Below are 20,460 nucleotides of genomic sequence, written 5' to 3'. Positions count from 1 at the left end.
ACAAAGCCGTGCCAGATTGTCGTGGGGGGGCGGCAAATGCGCACCTTATAAAGCTGTGCCAGATTGTTGTAGGGGCGGCATTTATGCCGCCCTGGTCAATCTCAGTTTACTCTGCTTCAGACACCGTGCGCGGTTCGCGCTCGGCTTCCGCCTGGCACACCGCCGCAGTAAACAGAATATCGGTTGAGGAGTTCAGTGCCGTCTCGGCGGAATCCTGCAATACGCTGATGATAAAGCCGATAGCCACCACCTGCATTGCCAGGTCATTCGGAATCCCGAACATGTTACAGGCGACCGGAATCAACAGCAGCGAACCGCCGGCCACACCCGAAGCGCCACAGGCACAAATCGAAGCCACAAAACTCAGCAGGATTGCTGTCGGCACATCCACGGAGATGCCCAGCGTATGCACCGCCGCCAGCGTCAGCACCGTGATGGTGGTCGACGCGCCCGCCATACTGATCGTCGCGCCAAGTGGAATGGAGACAGAATAAGTATCTTCATCAAGATTCAGGCGTTTAGCGATTGCCATATTCACCGGAATGTTTGCTGCAGAACTGCGGGTAAAGAAAGCGGTCACGCCACTTTCGCGGATGCAGGTAAACACCAGCGGGTAAGGGTTACGACGAATCTTTTGGAACACCAGAATCGGATTCACAATCAACGCCATGATGGCCATGCATCCCAGCAGCAGAGCCAGCAGCGTTGCGTACTCCTCCAGCGCACCGAAGCCGGTTGAGGCCAGAATCGAAGCCACCAGACCAAAAATCCCCAGCGGCGCACAGCGAATCACGCAACGCACCACCCACGTCGCCGCATGCGAAGCATCGGTAAGAAACGCCTTGCTGCTTGGGCTGGCATGGCGGAAGGCCAGACCGAGGCCGATGGCCCACACCAGAATGCCGATGTAGTTGGCGTTGAGTAACGCTTCGATCGGGTTAGCCACCATGCTCATCAACAGACCGTGCAGCACTTCGGTAATGCCAGACGGCGGTGAAATTTCGGTTGCGCCCACTTTCATTGACAGCGTTTGCGGGAACAGATGGCTCAAGGTGACCGCAACCACAGCGGCAAAGAAGGTGCTCAACAGATAGAGCATGATGATGGGGCGGATGTTGGTTTTCTGCCCTTGTTGATGATTAGCAATCGAAGAAATCACCAAAACCAACACCAGCAGCGGGGCCACCGCCTTCAGGGCGCGAACGAACAGTTCACCCAGCAGACCTACGGCCAGAGCGGCATCACGTGAGAACCACGCCAGCGCCACACCGGCAATCAGGCCAATCATGATTTGTTTTACCAGGCTTCCTGCGAACAGCGCGCCCAGACGTCCAATAAAGTTATTTAGCATAGTTCGGTCTTTTTATAGCGGTATGAGTGTTGTGCGCGGTTCCTCCGCGCCAAACGGTTTGCCCGGCGGAGTATAAGGAAAAGTCCTGGTGAGGAAAGAGATAATTCTGTGCGTGCGGCGCAGATCGGTTTTTTGATCTGCTGACGATGTGAAATGTGACAGAGCTATGAAAGGTGAAATTTGCAGCTGGCGAAACAAAGCAGGGGCGATTACCGCCCCTGCAGAAGATTATGGCGAGATGCGCTTCTGGTCGTTTCTGTGGTTCACCCAGGCGTTGATCAGCAGCGTACCGCCCAAAATCACGCCCACTACCGACAGTGAGATGCCCACCGGGATATGGTAGAACTCGACGATCAGCATCTTGATACCGATAAACACCAGCACAATCGCCAGGCCATATTTCAGCATCGAGAAGCGTTCTGCCACGTTCGCCAGCAGGAAATACATGGCGCGCAGGCCGAGAATCGCAAACAGGTTTGAGGTCAGGACGATGAAGGGATCGGTCGTCACCGCGAAGATCGCCGGGATACTGTCAACCGCGAAGATCACATCACTCAGCTCCACCATGATCAGCACCAGCAGCAGCGGGGTGGCAAACAGCACACCATTTTTGCGGGTGAAGAATTTCTCGCCTTCGAGATTATCGGTCATGCGCAGATGTTTGCGCAGCCAGCGCACCACCGGTTTGTCGCCGACCGCCGCGTCATCGCCCTCTTTGGCAAACGCCATTTTCAGGCCGGTGAACAGCAGGAAAGCCCCGAACACATAGAGGATCCAGCTGAACTGCGTCACCAGATAGCTACCGGCGAAGATCATGATGGTACGCAATACGATCGCGCCCAGCACGCCATACACCAGCACGCGGCGTTGCAGGTTTGCCGGAATAGCGAAGTAGCTGAACAGCATCAGCCAGACGAAGACGTTATCCACCGCCAGCGCTTTTTCCAGCACGTAGCCGGTGAGGAAGGCGAGGGTTTGTGCGGTCGCTACTTCTCGGCCGGCGGTGCCTTCGAGGTACCACCAGAAAGCGGCGCTGAACAGCAGGGAGACGGAGATCCACACCAGCGACCAAACGGCTGCCTGCTTAAATGACATGGTTTGCGCGCCGCGACGTCCCTGTAAGAAGAGGTCGATCGCCAGCATGATGAGCACAACAACAGCGAAGCTGCCCCAGAGTAACGGTGTGCCTACAGTGTGCATAGTTGTAATCCTGTCCGAAAAATAAAAAAGCGGCTAAGTCAGAAGACGTTGGCCGCTTTGATCAAGCTGCAAGCAAACCTCGCCTTCCGGCAAGGTCTCACTTACAACTCAGAATAGATTCCGGGTTGCCTGATGACCGGATGCGTTCAGCATCGTAATGACGATCAATCAGCTTACAAGTTACTCCCCTTTGCAGTGGCCAAGATACGTCCAACCGCTGAGGTATTCAATGGGGAGTTTGAAATATTCTGCAATATTTACATTTAAGCCTGGTCTGCCGGGAATACCACGCCAGTCTGGCGGCGGATCTCCGTCAACAGTTTTGCCGTGATACGCGAGGTTTCAAGAGCCGGGTGCTCGACCTGACGCTGCTCAACCAGTTGGGCAAAGGTCTCGGCTTCATACAGCATGGTGTTAATGTGCTGCGGCTGTGTCAGATTCTGACTCTCACCACCGCGCGGGATAAAGCGCAACTGCTGGCATTCAGAGATTTTCTCAATCACCAGGCAACCGGCCTCACCCTGAATTTCGCTCGGGATCAGTGAATCGCTGACCTTAGAGTGCAGCAGCGTGACATCAAAATCGCCGTAGCCTAGCACCACCACACCGTGCGCATCGACGCCACTCTCCAGCAGCGTAGCCTGCGCTTGCACCTGCTGCGGCTCACCCCACAATGTGACGGCAGCGGCCAGACAGTAAAAGCCAATGTCCATTATCGAGCCGTTCGACCAGCGCGGATTAAAGGTATTGGGATTTTCACCGTCAAGATAACGCTGATAGCGTGATGAATACTGGCAGTAATTGATCAACGCTTTGCGCAGCTTGCCAAGTTGCGGCAGGGTGTTCTGCAGTTGCAGGAACGTCGGCAGGCTGGCGGTTTTAAACGCTTCAAACAGCACCACCTGATGCTGGCGTGCGCAGGCAATCATCGCTTCGGCTTCACGCAGGTTTGACGCCATCGGCTTTTCGCAAATCACATGTTTGCCGTGCGACATGAACAGCATCGCTTGCTCAGCGTGGAGTGCGTTCGGGCTGGCGATGTACACCGCATCGATTTCCGGACTGGCCGCCAAATCGTCGAGTGAAGTAAAAGTGAGTTTACAGGGATAGTCAGCGATAAAGGCATCAGCTTGCGACTGCTGACGCGAATAGACACCGCTTAACTTCATTTTACCGGTCTCATGCGCGGCGTCGATAAACTGGCGGGTTATCCAGTTGGTTCCCACAATGGCAAAACGAATCACGGGCTTGCTCTCCTGCAACAGTAAAGCGGCAGAGTAGCATGTTCAGCGGGTGGTTCGTCAGACGAAATTTGATCATGCGATCCGCATTCCAATATGATGATGCGGCACATTTTTTTAACCAGCTAGCGGGGACGCGCGGGTGAGTGGAAGTAAACATGCATTGAACTGGACCACACTGCTGATTGCTATCCCCGTGGGATTCGTCGCGTCGCTGGTGACCTTAGCCTTTCGCGGCGTGATTGATCTGATTAACCGCCTGCTGTTTAACAGCGACAGCGAAATCACCGTGGCGATGCACGTCTGGCCGTGGATTTTCTGGCCGCTGCTGGTGGGCGCGGGCGGCGTACTGGCGGGGTTCTTCCTGCGCTATGCGGTGGCGATAGAGAAACAGGAAACGGTCAAAACCGATTACCTCGAAGTGATCAACGCGCGCCTGGATGCGGTGCCGACCAAAACCTCGCTGTTTCGTGCACTCTCCTCGATTGCCAGTATTGGCAGCGGTGCCTCGATTGGTAAAGAGGGCCCGATGGTGCAACTCTCCGCGCTGAGTGGCAGCCTGATGGGCCGCTGGTTCCCGCAGATGCGTAACAGCGATATTGTCGCCATGGCCGCTGCGGCTGGCCTCTCTTCGGTGTACCACGCACCGCTGGCCTCGGCGATATTTGTCGCTGAAATTGCCTTTGGTATCTCGGCGCTACAGCGGCTGATCCCGCTAATTGTCGCCTCGGCGGTGGCGGTGATGACCATGTGGTCACTTGGCTTTCGTAGTGCGCTCTATCCGCTCTCCGAAGCCTTGTTCCAGATGGATATCAGCAGTTTGTTGATGACCATCGTGATTGGTTTGGTGGCCGGTTTAGCCGGTTGGTTGCTGATCAAGTTGATTGCCCGCAGCAAAATGCTATTTGGTCGTGTTAAGTCATTGCCTGCACGCCTGGGGCTTGGCGGATTAGCCGTCGGTTTTCTGGCATTGATCTCCACCGATATTCTGGGCAACGGCTACGAAGTGATCGTGAAGATCATCGATGGTCACTATGTGCTGGCCGGATTGATTGGCCTGCTGGTGCTCAAAACCCTGGCCACCACGCTGTCGGTGGGATCGAACGCGGTGGGTGGTCTGTTTACGCCTTCGCTGCTGATTGGTGCGCTGCTTGGCGTGGCGCTGGCGCAGATGGGCGTGGCACTTCATCTGCCGGTTGGCGATACCCTGCTTTACGCGGCGATTGGTATGGCGGCGGTATTAGCGGCCGTAAGTCAGGCACCGTTAATGGCGATGCTGATGGTGCTGGAGATGACGCTCAACAGCAGTCTGTTATTCCCGATCATGATCGCCTCAGTGCTGGCCTCCATGGTGGTGTATCGACTGCAATCTGCCAGCACCTATCCGGTGGTGAGCAATCACTTTAGCCGTTCAGAGGCCAAATTTGATTTTGATAATATGCGCGTTGACCAACTGATCATCCCCGGCGCCGCGTTGCAGCCTGAAGAGTCGGTAGGCCAGGCGCTGGCAGTCAGTTCACTGAAGCGCGAACGCTATGTGTATGTGATCAACAGTGCGGGGCAGTTTCTGGGGGTCGTCTCGATCCATGACATCTCACGCAAAGTGTTATCGCAGGAGATCACCCTGGATTCCCCGGTCAGCAGCGTGATGGACGATAACTTCCCGTGCATTTATCAGAACCAGAGCATGCGTGAAGGCTGGGAGGCATTCGCGCGGGTGACGCTGGAGCGCTTGCCGGTACTCAACAACCCGCAGGAGCGCCGCTTTATGGGCGCCTTGACCAAAACCAGTTTGATTCAAAAGGCGCAGGAGTTTCTTTAAGCCGCGTTACCGCGCATCGCCTGATCCGTCATCCACAGGCGTGCGTCAAACTCTAGCTGGTGGTAATCCGGTTCCATATGGCAGCAGAGTTGGTAGAACGCTTTGTCGTGATCCTTCTCTTTCAGGTGCGCCAGTTCGTGCACCACGATCATGCGCAGGAACGGTTCCGGTGCCAGACGGAAGAAGGTGGAGATACGAATCTCGGCTTTGGCTTTCAGGTTGCCGCCCTGCACGCGCGAGATGGCGGTGTGCAGGCCAAGCGCATGTTTCATCACCTTGATTTTGTTATCCCAGATCACTTTGCTGATCGGCGGTGCGCTGCGCATATAACGGCTTTTCATTGCCTGGGTGTAATCATACAGCGCACGGTCACTGACAATATTGTGCGTGTCAGGATAGCGTTCCTGCAAAAAGCTGCCTAATCGCTGATTATCAATCAGCAACTGCACCTGTTCGAGGATGTTTTCAGGATAACCCTGCAGATAGATTAATGACATTGGGATTCCCGACGAAAGACAGTATACTGCGCCCCCTTTTTAGGGCGAAAATCGCGCAAAGTGTACCACGCCGGAGATTCCATGAGCCAACTTGAACTGACCAATCGCACGCTGACCTTACAGCGCTTCCCGCCGATGCGTGAAGAAAGCCCGTTACAGGCGTGGGATTCCGCCGATGAATATCTGTTGCAGCAAGAACTGCCAGAAGGACCGGTGCTGGTGTTCAACGACAGCTTTGGAGCGTTGACCTGCGGACTGAACGGTCATGAAGTGTGGCACGTCAGCGACTCGCTGCTGAGCGAGCAGGCGGCGAAACAGAATCTGCGTCTTAATGAGATGGACGAGGATCAGGTGCACTTTATCGATAGCCTGGCGCCGCTGCCTGCTGCGCCTGCTGTCGTACTGATTAAAATCCCGAAAGCGCTGGCTCTGCTGGAGCATCAACTGCGCGCACTGCGTAAAGTGGTGACGCCAGACACGCTGATCCTCGGCGCGGCCAAAGCCAAAGACATCCACAACTCCACGCAGCAACTGTTCGATCGCATTCTCGGTGAGAGCAAAACCTCACTGGCGTGGAAAAAATCCCGTCTGATCTACTGCACATACAGCGCACCTCAGCTGCCAGAAGTGTCGGAAACCACGGTGTGGCCGCTGGACGATTCCTCTTACCAGATTCACAACCACGCCAACGTGTTCTCTCGCGGATCGCTGGACGTGGGTGCGCGTTTCTTTATGCAGCATCTGCCGTCAGATATTGAAGGGGAAATCCTCGATCTTGGCTGCGGCAACGGCGTGATTGGATTATTGGCGCTGGAGCAGAACCCGCAGGCGGACGTGCTGTTCTATGACGAATCTTACATGGCCGTGGCGTCCAGCAAGCTGAATGTGGAAGTGAACCGCCCGCAGGATCTGGCGCGCTGCCAGTTCCGCGTCAACAACGTGCTGAGTGGCTTCCCGTCGGATCGTCTGCATGCGGTACTGTGCAATCCGCCGTTCCATCAGCAGCACGCGGTGACCGATCATCTCGCCTGGCAAATGCTGCGTGATGCCAAACGTTGCCTGCAGTATGGCGGCGAATTGCGTATTGTCGGCAACCGCCACCTCGGTTATCACGTCAAAATGAAAAAGCTGTTTGGCAACTGTGAGCTGGTGGCGTCTAACGCCAAGTTCGTGGTGCTGCGTTCGGTCAAACTGCGTTAATCAGACGCTGAGCGCCAGCTCAGTGGCCTGGGCGATGGCGCGGCGAGCATCCAGCTCCTGCGCCACATCGGCTCCGCCAATCAGCTTTACCGCTTTACCGCGTGCGGCCAGCTCATCCGCCAGCTGACGCAATGGTTCCTGCCCGGCACAAACCACCACGTTATCCACCGCCAGCGTGATCGGCTCGCCCTGATGGCGTAGGTGCAATCCGGCATCATCAATCTTCAGATACTCGACGTCGCCCCACATCTGCACGCCGTGCGCCTGCAAACTGGCGCGATGGATCCAGCCGGTGGTTTTCGCCAGCCCGGCTCCAGGCTTGCCTGATTTACGCTGCAACAGCCAGATTTGCCGATCCGCTGCCAGCGGCTGCGGACGGACTAACCCGCCGCGTGCCTGTAGGCTCTGATCGATGCCCCAGCTCTGATAGAAATCTTCGTGCGCGTTTTGATGCAGCAAAAACTCGGCGGTATCAAAGCCAATGCCGCCCGCACCGATAATCGCCACGCGCTGGCCGACCGGCTTTTTATCGCGAATCACATCGAGATAGCTGAGCACGCTGGCATGGTTGATGCCGGGAATCGACAACTGACGCGGCGCAATACCGCTGGCGATCACCACTTCATCCACATTTTCCAGCTCGTCAGCGCTAACGCGATGCTCGGTGCGAATCGCCACGCCCTGTGCCTCCAGCTGATGACGGAAGTAGCGCAGCGTCTCGCTAAACTCCTCTTTACCGGGAATCTGACGCGCAATATTAAACTGGCCGCCAATCTGTGCGTCCGATTCATACAGCGTAACCTGATGCCCGCGCTCGGCCGCCTGAAGCGCGAACGCCATGCCCGCCGGGCCAGCACCGACCACCGCAATCTGTTTAGGCTGCTCAGCAGGGATCACCGGCATCAGGGTTTCGTGGCAGGCGCGGGGATTGACCAGACAGGAAGTGACTTTGCCGACAAAGATCTGATCGAGACAGGCCTGATTGCAGGCGATGCAGGTGTTGATGGCATCCGGCTGCCCGGCCTGCGCTTTGCGCACAAAGGCTGCATCGGCAAGAAACGGACGTGCCATCGACACCATATCGGCAATGCCATCGCGCAGCAGCGATTCTGCCACCTGCGGATGATTGATACGGTTAGTGGCAATAACGGGGACGGACACCGCCTCACGCAGATGCTGCGTTACCCACGCAAAACCGGCACGCGGTACGCAAGTGGCGATAGTCGGGATGCGCGCTTCGTGCCAGCCAATACCGCTGTTGAACAGCGTCACACCGCGCTGTTCCAGCGCCTTTGCCAGCGTCAGCGTCTCTTCCAGTGAGCTGCCGTTGTTCACCAAATCGAGCATCGACAGACGGAAGATGATAATAAATTCTGGGCCGACCGCTTCACGTACCGCCTGCGTAACCTCCAGCGCAAAGCGACGACGGCGCTGCACATCGCCACCCCACTCATCGTCGCGGTGATTGGTGTGTGCTACCAGAAACTGATTAATCAGATAGCCTTCGGAGCCCATGATCTCGACGCCGTCATAACCGGCCTGCTGGGCCAACCTGGCGCACTGGGCAAAGTCCGCAATGGTCTGACGAATCTCGCCATCGCTCAGTTCACGCGGCGTGAACGGGTTAATCGGTGCCTGCAACGCTGAAGGCGCAACCAAATCGCGTTGATAGCTGTAGCGCCCGGCATGCAGAATTTGCAGCGCGATTTTGCCGCCTTCTGCATGCACCGCATCGGTCAGGGTGCGATGCCAGTCGCACTGGCTCTCCTGATTGAGGATGGCGCCGCCGTGTGCCACCACGCCCTGTGGATTGGGTGCAATGCCGCCGGTCACAATCAGTGCCACGCCTCCCCGCGCGCGTTCCGCATAAAACGCGGCTAATCGTGTGGCGCCATCAGTGTGTTCTTCCAGCCCGGTGTGCATGGAGCCCATCAGAAAACGATTCTTTAATTGGGTAAATCCCAGATCCAGCGGGGCAAACAGGTGGGCGTAATGCTCAGTCATGAACACAGTCTCAGGAAGTGGTCGGATGAGTTAACTCTAGCGGGAATTGGTTGGGATGGAAGTTCGTGTTGTTCAGGCTGTGAGAAACCTCAAAAAAAGCAGGGCGACAGGTCGCAGGCGAAAGGTTCGGACTCCTTCGCCCGGCACGGGAAGAGACCTGTGCACCCTGAAACAGCTTGAAGATGAGGGCTAATGATTTAGCTCTATAGTTATAACTCCTGTCAGACTCAATCCCGGGTGAGGGTGCGGCGATAATGACATAGCTCACTGTGGTTGATCCCCAAGACGGGTCTTGATTTTCCCCAGCAAACAGTGATCCCGCTTCCATCTTCTGTACGAGCAGTTCACGTTCCAGGTAACAGCTATTTCGTAACATGATTTAGAGTGATCTGGTTCACAGTTTTTAGCCCCTGATCCCGCTTTGATAGCCCCCATTGCAACAGCAACAAATGGGGAAACCATGAATATCGAAACGCAATCCTGCGTGATTACCGGGAAAAAACAGGTCAGCGTCGCACCGCAACAGGTGAATTGGGACGGCACAGGCACGCTGGTGCGTATTACACGCGGCGGCATTTGTGGATCTGACCTGCATTACTATCAGGAAGGCAAAGTCGGTAGCTTCGAAGTCAAAATGCCGATGATCCTGGGCCATGAAGTGATTGGCCATGTGGTGGAAAGTGATAATCCGGACCTGAAGCCGAATCAGAAAGTGGCGGTCAATCCCTCCAAACCATGCGGCGAGTGCAAATATTGCCAGCGCGATCAGGAAAACCAGTGCACCTCCATGCGCTTTTTCGGCAGTGCGATGTATGTGCCGCATGTCGACGGCGGCTTCACCCAATACAAAGTGGTGGACAGCAAACAGTGCGTGCCTTTCCCACAGGATGCGAATGAAACCGTGATGGTGTTTGCCGAGCCGCTGGCGGTGTGCATTCACGCCACGTATCAGGCGGGCGATCTTACCGGCAAACACGTGTTCATTTCCGGCGTCGGTCCGATTGGCTGCTTAATTGCGGCGGCAGCGAAAGCGCGCGGTGCCGCCTCTGTGGTGTGCAGCGACATCAGCGAGCGTTCGCTGGAGATGGCGCAGCAGATGGGTGCGACCGATGTGATCCATGCCGCCGAGGGCGATTTCACGCCTTATCTGGCCGACAAAGGCTATTTCGATGTGGCGTTTGAAGCTTCTGGCCATCCTTCCTCGCTGCAGCGCTGCCTTGATGTGGTCTGCGCCAAAGGGACGCTGGTGCAGGTCGGTATGGGTGGCACTATCCCGAACTTCCCGATCATGGCGCTGATTGCCAAAGAGATTCAACTGGTCGGTTCCTTCCGCTTTACCCATGAATTCAACACCGCCGTTGAGTGGCTGGCGAACGGTGTGATCAATCCGCTGCCGCTGTTCAGCGGTGAATACGATTTGCAGGACATCGACGCGGCCTTGCAGTTTGCCGGCGATAAAACCCGTGCGGCGAAAGTCCAGTTAACCTTTTAAGGAGCAGTGATGAGTCAGTTATTTTCCCTCGAAGGCAAGCGTGTATTACTCACCGGATCGGCGCGCGGCATTGGTTTTCTGCTGGCGCGGGGGTTAGGTGAAGCCGGTGCGGAAGTGATCGTCAACGCCACCACGGAGCAGGGTGCAGAGCAGGGCGCGGCGAAACTGCGTGAGTTGGGTTTACGTGCCCACGCTAAAGCCTTTGATGTGACGCAGTCTGCGCAGGTGCAGCAGGCGGTGGATGAGATCGAAGCCGAGTGGGGACCGATTGATATTCTGGTCAATAACGCCGGGATCCAGCGCCGCCGTCCGTTCCTCGAATTCCCGGAACAGGACTGGAATGATGTGATTGCCGTTAACCAGACGGCAGTGTTCCTGGTGTCACAAACCGTGGCGAAAAAAATGGTCGATCGCCAGCGCGGTAAAATCATCAATATCGGTTCGATGCAGAGCGAGCTGGGTCGCGACACCATTACGCCTTATGCCGCTTCTAAAGGCGCCGTCACCATGCTGACGCGCGGGATGTGCGTCGAGCTGGCGCGCCATAACATCCAGGTGAACGCCATCGCGCCAGGCTATTTCGTCACTGAAATGACTCAGGCGCTGGCCGACGATCCGGCCTTTACCGGTTGGCTCACCAAACGCACGCCAGCGGCGCGCTGGGGTAAACCGGAAGAGCTGATCGGGGCTGCGGTGTTCCTCGCCTCGGGCGCGTCTGATTTCGTCAATGGTCACTTGCTGTTCGTTGATGGCGGTATGCGCGTCGCCGTGTAATCCCATGGTGCGGCTGGCATTTTCGTCGGGCCGCGCCTAAACCTTAATCACCCCTCTGTATTCCTAAGGATAATAAAAAATGCCAATAACCATTATTGTGCTGGGTGTGATACTGCTGCTGGTATTGATGATTGTATTTAAGGTCAACGGCTTTATTGCGTTGGTGTTTGTCTCGGCGGTGGTGGGTATCGCTGAAGGGATGACGCCGCTCAACGTGATGGCCTCGATCCAGAAAGGTATCGGCTCGACGCTCGGTGGATTAGCGATGATCCTCGGCTTCGGTGCCATGCTCGGGCGCCTGGTCTCGGATACCGGTGCGGCACAACGCGTGGCAACCACGCTGATTGCCGCCTTTGGTAAAGAGCGGCTGCAATGGGCGCTGGTGGTCACCGGGCTGATCGTGGGTCTGGCGATGTTCTATGAAGTGGGCTTCGTGCTGCTGCTGCCGCTGGTGTTCACCATCGTCGCTGCGGCCGGTTTGCCGCTGCTGTACGTCGGCGTGCCGATGGTGGCTGCACTCTCGGTGACGCACTGCTTCCTGCCGCCGCATCCCGGTCCAACCGCGATTGCCACCATCTTTGGCGCTAACCTCGGCACCACGCTGCTGTACGGTATGATCATCACCATTCCGACAGTGATCGTGGCCGGGCCGATCTTCTCGAAATTCCTCAAGAGCTTTGAGAAGTCACCGCCGGAAGGCTTGTACAACCCGAAGATCTTCACTGAAGAAGAGATGCCAGGTTTCGGTATCAGTATCTTTGCCGCCATCATCCCGGTGGTGCTGATGGCGATTGCGGCGGTGTTTGAGCTGACCACGCCCAAAGAAAATCCGCTGCGCCAGTTCTTTGAGTTCATCGGTAACCCGGCGGTGGCGCTGTTTATTGCCGTGGTGATCGCCGTACTGACGTTGGGTCTGCGCAACGGCCGCAAGATGGAAGAAGTGATGGATATGTGCGGCGAGTCGATTGCCGCCATCGCCATGATCGTCTTCATCATTGCCGGTGGTGGTGCGTTTAAGCAGGTGCTGGTGGACAGCGGCGTCGGTAACTATATCGCCGACATGATGAAAGGATCGTCGCTCTCTCCGCTGCTGATGTGCTGGACGGTGGCAGCGATGCTGCGTATCGCGCTGGGATCGGCCACGGTGGCGGCGATCACCACCGCCGGGATCGTCACGCCAATTATCGCGGTGACCCATGCCGATCCGGCACTGATGGTGCTGGCAGTAGGATCGGGCAGCGTCATCGCCTCACACGTTAACGATCCGGGCTTCTGGCTGTTTAAGGGGTACTTCAACCTGAGCGTGGTAGAAACCCTGAAAACCTGGACGGTGATGGAGACGCTGATCTCCATTCTCGGTCTGGCCGGTGTGCTGGCACTTAACGCCATCATTCACTGATGCAACGGGCTGCACAGGGACGTGCAGCCACTCAGTCGCGACAGCGAATCCACGAAAATCGCGATTGATAGCCGCTGTCAAAATGGGTGTTGTAGCGATAGCTCGATCCCGACTCCGCCATGCAATAAGTGCAGACGTTTAACACTTCGATTTGTTCAGCCGGAATGCCGCGCTGTAACAACAACCCTCGCGCCAGATGCGGTAAATCAAACCACACGCCCTGATGATGCGCCCGCGCCTGCGGACGGATCGCCGCGCTATTGTGCGGTTGCTCGCTTGCCCACTGCAACGCAGGCAAATCTGCGCGTTGCTGCATCTGCGACACTAAATCTTTGCCTAGCTCATAACAGCACGGACCGATGGCCGGGCCGATGGCGACATGCAGCGTTTCAGTGCGGGCACCGCGCGCCAGCAGCGCATCAATCGCACTGTTAAGGATTCCGCTTAAGGTGCCTTTCAAACCCGCATGCACCGCCGCAACCTGATGTTGCTGCGTGTCGGCAAACAGCACCGGTAAGCAATCTGCGGTATACACCGCCACCGGCAACTGGTTTTCCCCAATCACGCCATCGGATTCGCAGCTTTTCGGCGGCAGATTTTGTGTTGCCAGTACCACCTGGGCGCTATGGCGCTGCTGGCCATAGGCGGCATCCGTCGGCACCGGTTGGCCCGCAGGCTGGAAGGCATAATCGAGCCACGGCAGGGCATCAAGCAGCGTTGAACGCGGTCCGGCATGTGACATAAGTGTCTCCTTTGACAGGGCGGCAGCTTTCTTCTGCCCACAGCTTACGTTAACTGCTACATTTTTAAAGCTTTACACAAACTGACCATAATCACTTAAGGATGATCTGATGAAAAACACCTCTTTGCTGGCAGCGTCCGGCATTCTTGCGCTGCTGCTGACAGGATGCGCGCAACCGGCCAAACAGCAGGCGCAGCAGCAGCTCGGCCAGCAATCGGTATTGGCAGTGAACTGGTTCCAGCAGTCCGGTGAATATCAGGCATTAAGCTGGCAGGCATTTAACACTGCGCGTATGGCATTTGATGCCGCGCCATCGCTGACGGGCAAACCGAAAGCGGTGATCGTCGATCTCGATGAAACCATGATCGATAACAGTGCCTATAGCGCATGGCAGGCGAAAAATGGCCAGCCGTTCTCTGGCAAAACCTGGTCAGCCTGGACTCAGGCGCGTCAGGCCACCGCCGTGCCGGGGGCGGTGGAGTTCGCGAACTACGTCAACAGCCACGGCGGCACCATGTTCTATGTCTCGAACCGCGACCAGAAGGATTACGCCGCCACGGTGGATAACCTCAATAAGCTGGGCTTCAGCGGCGTGAGCGACAAAACCGTGCGTCTCAGCACCGGAAACTCCAATAAGCAGGCGCGCTTCGATGCGATTAAAAACGCGGGCTACAACGTGGTGCTGTACGTGGGCGACAACCTGAATGACTTTGGCGGCGCGACCTGGCATCAGGGCAATGCGCAGCGCCAGCAGTTCGTTAGCCTCAATCATCAGCACTTTGGTACGCAATTTATCGTGCTGCCTAACCCGCTGTACGGCGACTGGGAAAGCGGCATGGCGGAGAACTACAACAAACTGACGCCGGAACAGCAGCTTCAGGTGCGTGAAGAACGTATGAAAGCGTGGAACGGTAAATAATTCGTCAAGCGAATTAGCGCCTGTTTCGGCAGGCGCTTCATTTTTCGCTTCAGGGCCAGCAATATTTACTTTTCATCGTCATTATTATTCTCCTTATTATTTTCCTGATCTCTTGCCGGATAATAGATTAATCTCCAGCGGAAAATGTTGAGAACAAATCATTAACCCAGCGAATAACGCTAATCATCAATTTTATAATTAAGATTTTTCTCAGTCCTGCATCGTTATTTCACCATACTAGTGCAAAGGCTTAATAACAGTGCTTGTATATTTTTGTTGATTCATCTGAGATGAAAATTTTATTTTATTATTTAATTAATTGATTTTAATGAGATGTATTTGATTTTATCTATTCTCTCTGGCTTGCATTAAATTACGTTGAATCGACACTTCCTGACGTTTGTTTTACAAAGGATGTGAATTCGTGGTGCGTAAAAATATTCCCTGTGCAACATCATGCTTAAGCGTCTATAAACAATTTCTGTGAGGAAGCTCTGCTTTCACCCTCCTTTTAACGTCGTGCTGGCGTTTTTATGCCCGTGAGTTTGCCCGAAAGCGATATTTCTGGACGTAGAGAGAAGATAATTGTGACGACACTTAAACCCTTATTAGCGAAAAATCGCAGCTGGGCATTACAGCGCCGCGAGCGTAATCCCGATTATTTCGAACAATATTTGCATCAGCAGAAACCCCATTCGCTGTGGATTGGTTGTTCGGACAGCCGCGTGCCTGCCGAGGTGCTGACCGGCTCGCATCCCGGCGAACTGTTCGTGCATCGCAATATCGCCAATATGGTGGTGCCCGATGACGACAACCTGATGAGCGTGCTGCAATACGCGATTTTCTACCTCGGCGTGGAGCGCATTGTCCTGTGCGGCCACTACGGCTGCGGTGGCGTGCAGGCCGCGCTGGGTTTGCCCGCCAGCCCGCTGGCAAAAGAGGATTCGGCGCTGGCAAGACGCATCGCCGCGTTGCGCAGTGGCCTGCAACAAGGATTGGTGGAATATCACGCCAGCCGCGCCGGAGAAGAGGAGAGCAGCAAGCTCAACCGCTTAGTGGAAGCCAACGTCATCGCCCAGTTCGCTCATCTGGTGGCATGCGAGCCAGTGCGACAGGCCTGGCAGGCGGGACAGGCGCTGGATGTGTTTGGCTGCGTGTACGACCTGCAGTCGGGTCATCTCAAAGAGCTTACTCAGCAATCTGCAGAGGAATGGGTGCCATGAATCTGAATACACTGCGTCAGGATATTCCCGCCGGTTTGGTGGTGTTTTTGGTGGCACTGCCGCTGTGTCTCGGTATTGCGCAGGCCAGCGGGTTACCGCCGTTTGCCGGACTGCTTACCGGGGTGATCGGTGGCCTGCTGGTGACGTCGCTGAGTCCCTCACGCTTTGCCGTCAGCGGCCCGGCTGCGGGTTTGGTGACCATTGTGGTGGCCTCAATCCAGACGCTCGGCAGCTTCTCCGCTTTCCTCACCGCGCTGATTCTGGCGGGCGTGTTGCAGTGCTTGCTCGGATTATTGCGTGCCGGTCGCTTTATCTCGCTGGTGCCGGGCAGCGTCATCAAAGGGATGCTGGCGGCAATCGGTATTTTGCTGATTATGCAGCAGATCCCGGTGGCTTTCGGCGCCGCAGGTGATGCTGAACTGGTGTCGCTGGTAAACGGTGAGTTTCAGTTTTCGCTGAGTGCAATGCTGGTCGCGGGCATCGGTCTGGTGATTCTCTGGCTGTGGACCACGCCGATGGTGAAATCGGTCAAGCTGCTTGGCTGGATCCCGGGGCCGCTGGTGGCCGTGTTGTTCGGCTGCATGGCGACGGTGTTTGGCGACCGCCTGTTCCCAAGCCTGGCGGAAGGGCTGCCGCGTATCGCGTTGCCGGCCTTTGACAGCCTGTCAGCGCTGGTGGCGGAACTGGAAACCCCGGACTGGCTGGCGTGGCAAAATCCTTCTGTCTGGGTGGTTGCCGTCACCCTGGCGCTGGTCGCGAGCCTGGAAACGCTGCTGAGCCAGGAGGCGCTAAAAAAACTGCGTCCGCAGCATCCGGCACCCTCGCCAAACAAAGAGATGTTCGCACAGGGCATCGGCAACCTGACCGCCGGTTTCCTCGGTGCAATGCCGATTACTGCGGTGATCGTGCGCAGCTCGGTGAACGTCAGCGTCGGGGCGCAGACCAAACTGTCGATTCTGATCCACGGCGCGCTGTTGTTGATTTGCGGTCTGTGGTTCAGCGATCTGCTCAACGCCATCCCGTTGGCCAGCCTCGCCGCGGTCTTGCTGTATACCGGCTATAAGCTGGCGACGCCGCGCCTGTTCATTGAACAGTTCCGCATGGGCGCTCAGCAGTATGTGCCATTCCTCGCCACCATCGGCGGGATCATTGTGTTCGGCATGCTGGCGGGGATTGGTATCGGTATCGCCACGCAGATTCTCTATAGCATCTACAAAAGCCACCGCAACGCGCTGCAGCTGACGCGCTATGACGATCACTACGTGCTGCGTTTCCAGCAAAATCTCACCTTTATGCACAACCCGAAACTGCAGGGACTGCTGGCGGAGATCCCGGAAAACAGCACGGTGATTGTCGATCACGATAACGCCGAGTACCTCGATCCGGACGTCAAAGCGGTACTGCAGGATTTCGGCGAAAACGCGCGCGATCGTGGTATTCGTCTGAGTCAGTGGCCCGTTGCGGTTAAATAGCAATAACGCTTTGCTGAAAAACTGGTTTTTAGCGTAAAAATCGGATATCTCGGATATCCGGTTTTTTTATTTGCAGGGCATAATTGCAGCAGCTCTCATCCTTGTTTCTCGGGTTTCAACCCTGCTAGCGCGCTCACATCTCGCCGATGCGGCTCTTTGAGCGCTGCCCAGCCGCAGAGTAGGATGACGAACACTCGCTTAATTGCCGAATCATCGCACAGTTATTTCAGGTTAAATGCTTGCTGATGCCCGTGGGCAGAAGGCAGCGATTTCCAGGTTACAGGGTTCAGACGTATGCGCGTTAAGCTGTTTGCTGAGAATAATTTAAAAAAGAATGCACTCTCGCTGTTCCTGATTACGCTTTTCTTCTGCTTTATCGGCAGTCATCTGCGCATTCCGGAGGAGTTCTCCCTGTTTTGGCCGGTGAACGCGCTGATTGCCGGTTTAATGGTGCGCAACCCCTTCCTGCATACCACGTCGAGCTATCTGGTGTGCTTTGCCGCGATGATTTTTAACGACACGGTGTTTTCCGGCTGGGCGCTGCCTGCGGTGACCGTGAACTTCGCCAATATCCTGTTTATCCTCGTTTCGGTCAGCATGTTGATCAAACACCTGCAGCCGCCATCGGCCAACAGCCAGGTGTTCAACGCCATGCGCATCTTCCCGGCCTGTTTCCTGGGTGCCGCAGCCTGTGCCACCTGGGGCGCGTGGGCGCAGGATATCGATTTCAACGCGCGTTTTGTGGTGGCGTGGGGCGACTGGTTTAGCGAGCAGTTCTCGACTTCCCTGATGCTGCTGCCAGTGATGCTGGCGCGCTCATTGCGCAACGTTTCACCTCGCACCTTGCTGCATCCCGGCAAACTGTTGCCGCTGGCGGCGGTGGTGCTGTCACTGACCATGGGGGCGATGATTGGCGGGGCAGGTAGCTTAACCTTCCCGGTGCCGGCGCTGATCTGGTGCGCCATCGTGTTACCGATTCCTGTTACAAGCCTGGTGATCCTGATTACCGGTATCACTGAGATCGTTCTTGTTTCCCACGGCGTAATGAATATTCAGGGCGATGACGCGCTGCTGCCGATCAGCCATCTCACTTCGGCGCGATTGGGTGTGGCAACCGTGGCACTCAGCCCGCTGCTGGTGGCGGTGAGCATGGATGCGATTCGCCAGCTCAATCATCGTCTGGCGTTGCGGGCGAATTTCGATTTCCTCACCCAGCTGCTGTCGCGTTCCGGCCTGTATGAAAGCCTGAAACAGGAGCCGTTCTCCTTACAGCGCGAAGCGGGCGTGGTGATGCTGGATGTCGACTATTTCAAAGCCATTAACGACAACTTTGGTCACGATGCCGGTGATGGCGTGCTGGAAGAGATTGCGCGCCGCATGCAACGCGTGGTGGGCAATCGCGGCATGGTGTGTCGCTTTGGTGGCGAAGAGTTTGTGGTGGTGGTGTTCGATTACAGCCATCTGCAACTTTACCAACTGGCCGAAGCGATACGTCAGGCGATGGTCAAAGAGAAGTTCTGGATTCAGGGCAACACGGTGACGGTCACCGCCAGCTTAGGCCTGGCGCGCGGCAGTGCGCTGAGTGAGCGGGAATGGCCGGGCGTGATTAACCGCCTGGTGTCGGCCGCGGACAAAAATCTCTACCTCTCGAAACGCAATGGACGTAACCAAACCTCTCCAGCGATGGAACCGCGCAGCATGGTGAATGACGTGGCGTGAAGTGCGTGATGGTCGCCGTGGATGGCGACCATAGGATGGCTTGATGCTGGGTTGTACTTTAATGACGACCTCACAATTGCCCGAAGCGAGTTTGTTTCGACAACCATCAATGACAAAGCTGTTTTTACCGTCGCAGGGTGCACATTGCTGCGCACCTGAAATTGATGGTTAAACGCTGCTTTTCAACTGACTACTCTGCTGATGGCGCTGCTGCGCCAGCTCAATCAAGCGCGTAATCAAATCGCTGTAGCTTAATCCTGCCGCCTGCCACAACTTCGGATACATGCTGATATTGGTAAAGCCCGGCAGAGTATTCACCTCGTTCACCACGATCTCGCCGCTCTCGATCAGGAACACATCGACACGCGCCATACCGAAGCACTCCAGCGCCTGGAATGCGCGAATCGCCACGGCACGAATTGCTTCGCTGGCTGCCTCGCTGATGGCAGCGGGCACCACCACTTGTGCACCGTCGGCGCTGATGTATTTGGTGTCGTACGAGTAGAAGGCATCATGCACCACCACTTCGCCACACGGGCTGGCTTCGGGCTCATCATTGCCCAGCACCGCACACTCAATCTCGCGGCCTTTGATGCCTTGCTCGATCAGCACTTTGCGATCGAAGGTAAAGGCCAGATCTAGCGCTGCCGCCAGATCGTCGATATGATCCACTTTGCTCACGCCGACAGACGATCCCTGATTGGCCGGTTTGATAAACAGCGGCAGACCAAATTGATCGACCACGGCTTGCGCATCCAGACGCGCACGCTGTGCCTGCGTCACGCTGATCCACGGCGCGACGTTTAAGCCGGCATCACGCAGCAAGCGCTTGGTGAAATCTTTGTCCATGCTCACCGCCGAACCCAGCACATCCGATCCGACAAACGGCAAGTTCGCCATGCGCAACAAGCCCTGCAGCGATCCATCTTCACCCAGCGTACCGTGCACGATCGGGAAGATCACATCCAGCTGTGACAGTGGCTGCGCCTGCTGGCGAGTAATGAGTTGCTGCGAAGCACTGCCCGGCACTAGCGCAACATTTTCGCCAGAACGGTTCAGAGCAATCAGCGCCGGGTTATCGGCATTCAGCAGGAAACCGGAAGCATCATTCAGATGCCATTCGCCCTGTTTATCGATGCCCAGCAGCACCACCTCGTATTTGCTCTTATCGATGGCTTCGAGGATGTTTTTTGCTGATTGTAACGACACTTCATGCTCGGCCGATTTGCCACCAAACACGATTCCTACACGTTGTTTTGCCATTGGTCTTGATCCGATTGCGGTATAGCGAGTGGGTAAGATAGCACGGTGAAAAATGGCATCAACAGGTTGGGGATTCCGATAGAGAAGTCTTTAACCCAACCTAAACGAAAGCGCTATTTGGAGTAGCCATAACAGGATGCGA

General features: G+C 56.1%; 16 protein-coding genes. 9 read left to right on the top strand and 7 right to left on the bottom strand.

Features of this window, described 5'->3' with window-relative positions:
• Window positions 1–106 precede the first annotated feature (106 nt).
• From sstT to VH86_RS03150, 3 genes are all read right to left on the bottom strand, one after another.
• Entirely contained in the window at window positions 107–1,351 is a 1,245-nt protein-coding gene (gene sstT / locus VH86_RS03160) for a serine/threonine transporter SstT (protein WP_045831852.1), read from the bottom strand.
• Between the two features lie 228 nt (window positions 1,352–1,579).
• Window positions 1,580–2,551 (bottom strand): TerC family protein, encoded by a 972-nt coding sequence (locus tag VH86_RS03155; RefSeq protein WP_045831851.1) that lies wholly within the window; start codon window positions 2,549–2,551, stop codon window positions 1,580–1,582.
• 263 nt (window positions 2,552–2,814) lie between these two features.
• Window positions 2,815–3,795, bottom strand: a complete 981-nt coding sequence (locus VH86_RS03150; protein ID WP_045831850.1) for a Gfo/Idh/MocA family protein — start codon at window positions 3,793–3,795, stop codon at window positions 2,815–2,817.
• Window positions 3,796–3,934: 139 nt separating this feature from the next.
• Between VH86_RS03150 and VH86_RS03145 the strand changes: the two genes are divergently transcribed.
• Window positions 3,935–5,614, top strand: a complete 1,680-nt coding sequence (locus tag VH86_RS03145) for a chloride channel protein (protein ID WP_038644541.1) — start codon at window positions 3,935–3,937, stop codon at window positions 5,612–5,614.
• Here VH86_RS03145 and VH86_RS03140 read toward each other — a convergent pair.
• Window positions 5,611–6,111, bottom strand: a complete 501-nt coding sequence (locus VH86_RS03140) for a M48 family metallopeptidase (RefSeq protein ID WP_045831849.1) — start codon at window positions 6,109–6,111, stop codon at window positions 5,611–5,613. The two genes, VH86_RS03145 and VH86_RS03140, sit on opposite strands and share 4 nt — an antisense overlap.
• An 81-nt stretch (window positions 6,112–6,192) precedes the next feature.
• Between VH86_RS03140 and rlmG the strand changes: the two genes are divergently transcribed.
• A complete protein-coding gene (gene rlmG / locus VH86_RS03135; protein ID WP_045831848.1) occupies window positions 6,193–7,311 on the top strand; it encodes a 23S rRNA (guanine(1835)-N(2))-methyltransferase RlmG in 1,119 nt (372 codons plus the stop codon).
• Here rlmG and VH86_RS03130 read toward each other — a convergent pair whose 3' ends face one another.
• Window positions 7,312–9,315, bottom strand: a complete 2,004-nt coding sequence (locus VH86_RS03130) for an NADPH-dependent 2,4-dienoyl-CoA reductase (RefSeq protein WP_045831847.1) — start codon at window positions 9,313–9,315, stop codon at window positions 7,312–7,314.
• A gap of 460 nt (window positions 9,316–9,775) precedes the next feature.
• Here VH86_RS03130 and idnD point away from each other — a divergent pair, with 460 nt between their 5' ends.
• From idnD to VH86_RS03115, 3 genes are all read left to right on the top strand, one after another.
• Entirely contained in the window at window positions 9,776–10,807 is a 1,032-nt protein-coding gene (idnD, locus tag VH86_RS03125) for an L-idonate 5-dehydrogenase (RefSeq protein WP_045831846.1), read from the top strand.
• Window positions 10,808–10,816: 9 nt separating this feature from the next.
• Window positions 10,817–11,581, top strand: coding sequence for a gluconate 5-dehydrogenase (gene idnO / locus VH86_RS03120; protein WP_038644549.1), 765 nt, complete (start codon window positions 10,817–10,819; stop codon window positions 11,579–11,581).
• Window positions 11,582–11,660: 79 nt separating this feature from the next.
• Window positions 11,661–12,980, top strand: a complete 1,320-nt coding sequence (locus VH86_RS03115; RefSeq protein ID WP_045831845.1) for a gluconate:H+ symporter — start codon at window positions 11,661–11,663, stop codon at window positions 12,978–12,980.
• 31 nt (window positions 12,981–13,011) lie between these two features.
• On the opposite strand, the gene VH86_RS03110 is transcribed toward VH86_RS03115, so the two are convergent.
• A complete protein-coding gene (locus VH86_RS03110) occupies window positions 13,012–13,722 on the bottom strand; it encodes a polyphenol oxidase family protein (RefSeq protein ID WP_045831844.1) in 711 nt (236 codons plus the stop codon).
• A gap of 109 nt (window positions 13,723–13,831) precedes the next feature.
• On the opposite strand from VH86_RS03110, the gene VH86_RS03105 reads away from it, so the two are divergent.
• From VH86_RS03105 to VH86_RS03090, 4 genes are all read left to right on the top strand, one after another.
• Window positions 13,832–14,641 (top strand): 5'-nucleotidase, lipoprotein e(P4) family, encoded by an 810-nt coding sequence (locus tag VH86_RS03105; protein WP_038644554.1) that lies wholly within the window; start codon window positions 13,832–13,834, stop codon window positions 14,639–14,641.
• 581 nt (window positions 14,642–15,222) lie between these two features.
• Complete coding sequence (locus VH86_RS03100) at window positions 15,223–15,864, top strand: carbonic anhydrase (protein WP_045831867.1); 642 nt, start codon at window positions 15,223–15,225, stop codon at window positions 15,862–15,864.
• Window positions 15,861–17,336 (top strand): SulP family inorganic anion transporter, encoded by a 1,476-nt coding sequence (locus VH86_RS03095; RefSeq protein ID WP_045814827.1) that lies wholly within the window; start codon window positions 15,861–15,863, stop codon window positions 17,334–17,336. Before VH86_RS03100 ends, VH86_RS03095 begins: the two co-directional genes overlap by 4 nt.
• A gap of 294 nt (window positions 17,337–17,630) precedes the next feature.
• Entirely contained in the window at window positions 17,631–19,055 is a 1,425-nt protein-coding gene (locus tag VH86_RS03090) for a GGDEF domain-containing protein (protein WP_045831843.1), read from the top strand.
• Window positions 19,056–19,223: 168 nt separating this feature from the next.
• Here the strand turns inward: VH86_RS03090 and ddlA are convergent, their stop codons facing one another.
• Window positions 19,224–20,318: a D-alanine--D-alanine ligase gene (gene ddlA, locus VH86_RS03085; protein ID WP_045831842.1), complete on the bottom strand. Its 1,095-nt coding sequence runs from the start codon at window positions 20,316–20,318 to the stop codon at window positions 19,224–19,226.
• Between the last annotated feature and the right edge of the window lie 142 nt (window positions 20,319–20,460).

The sequence above is a fragment of the Pantoea sp. BL1 genome (assembly GCF_000963985.1).
Lineage (GTDB): Bacteria > Pseudomonadota > Gammaproteobacteria > Enterobacterales > Enterobacteriaceae > Pantoea > Pantoea rwandensis_B.
This window is presented reverse-complemented; position numbering and strand designations above follow the sequence as displayed.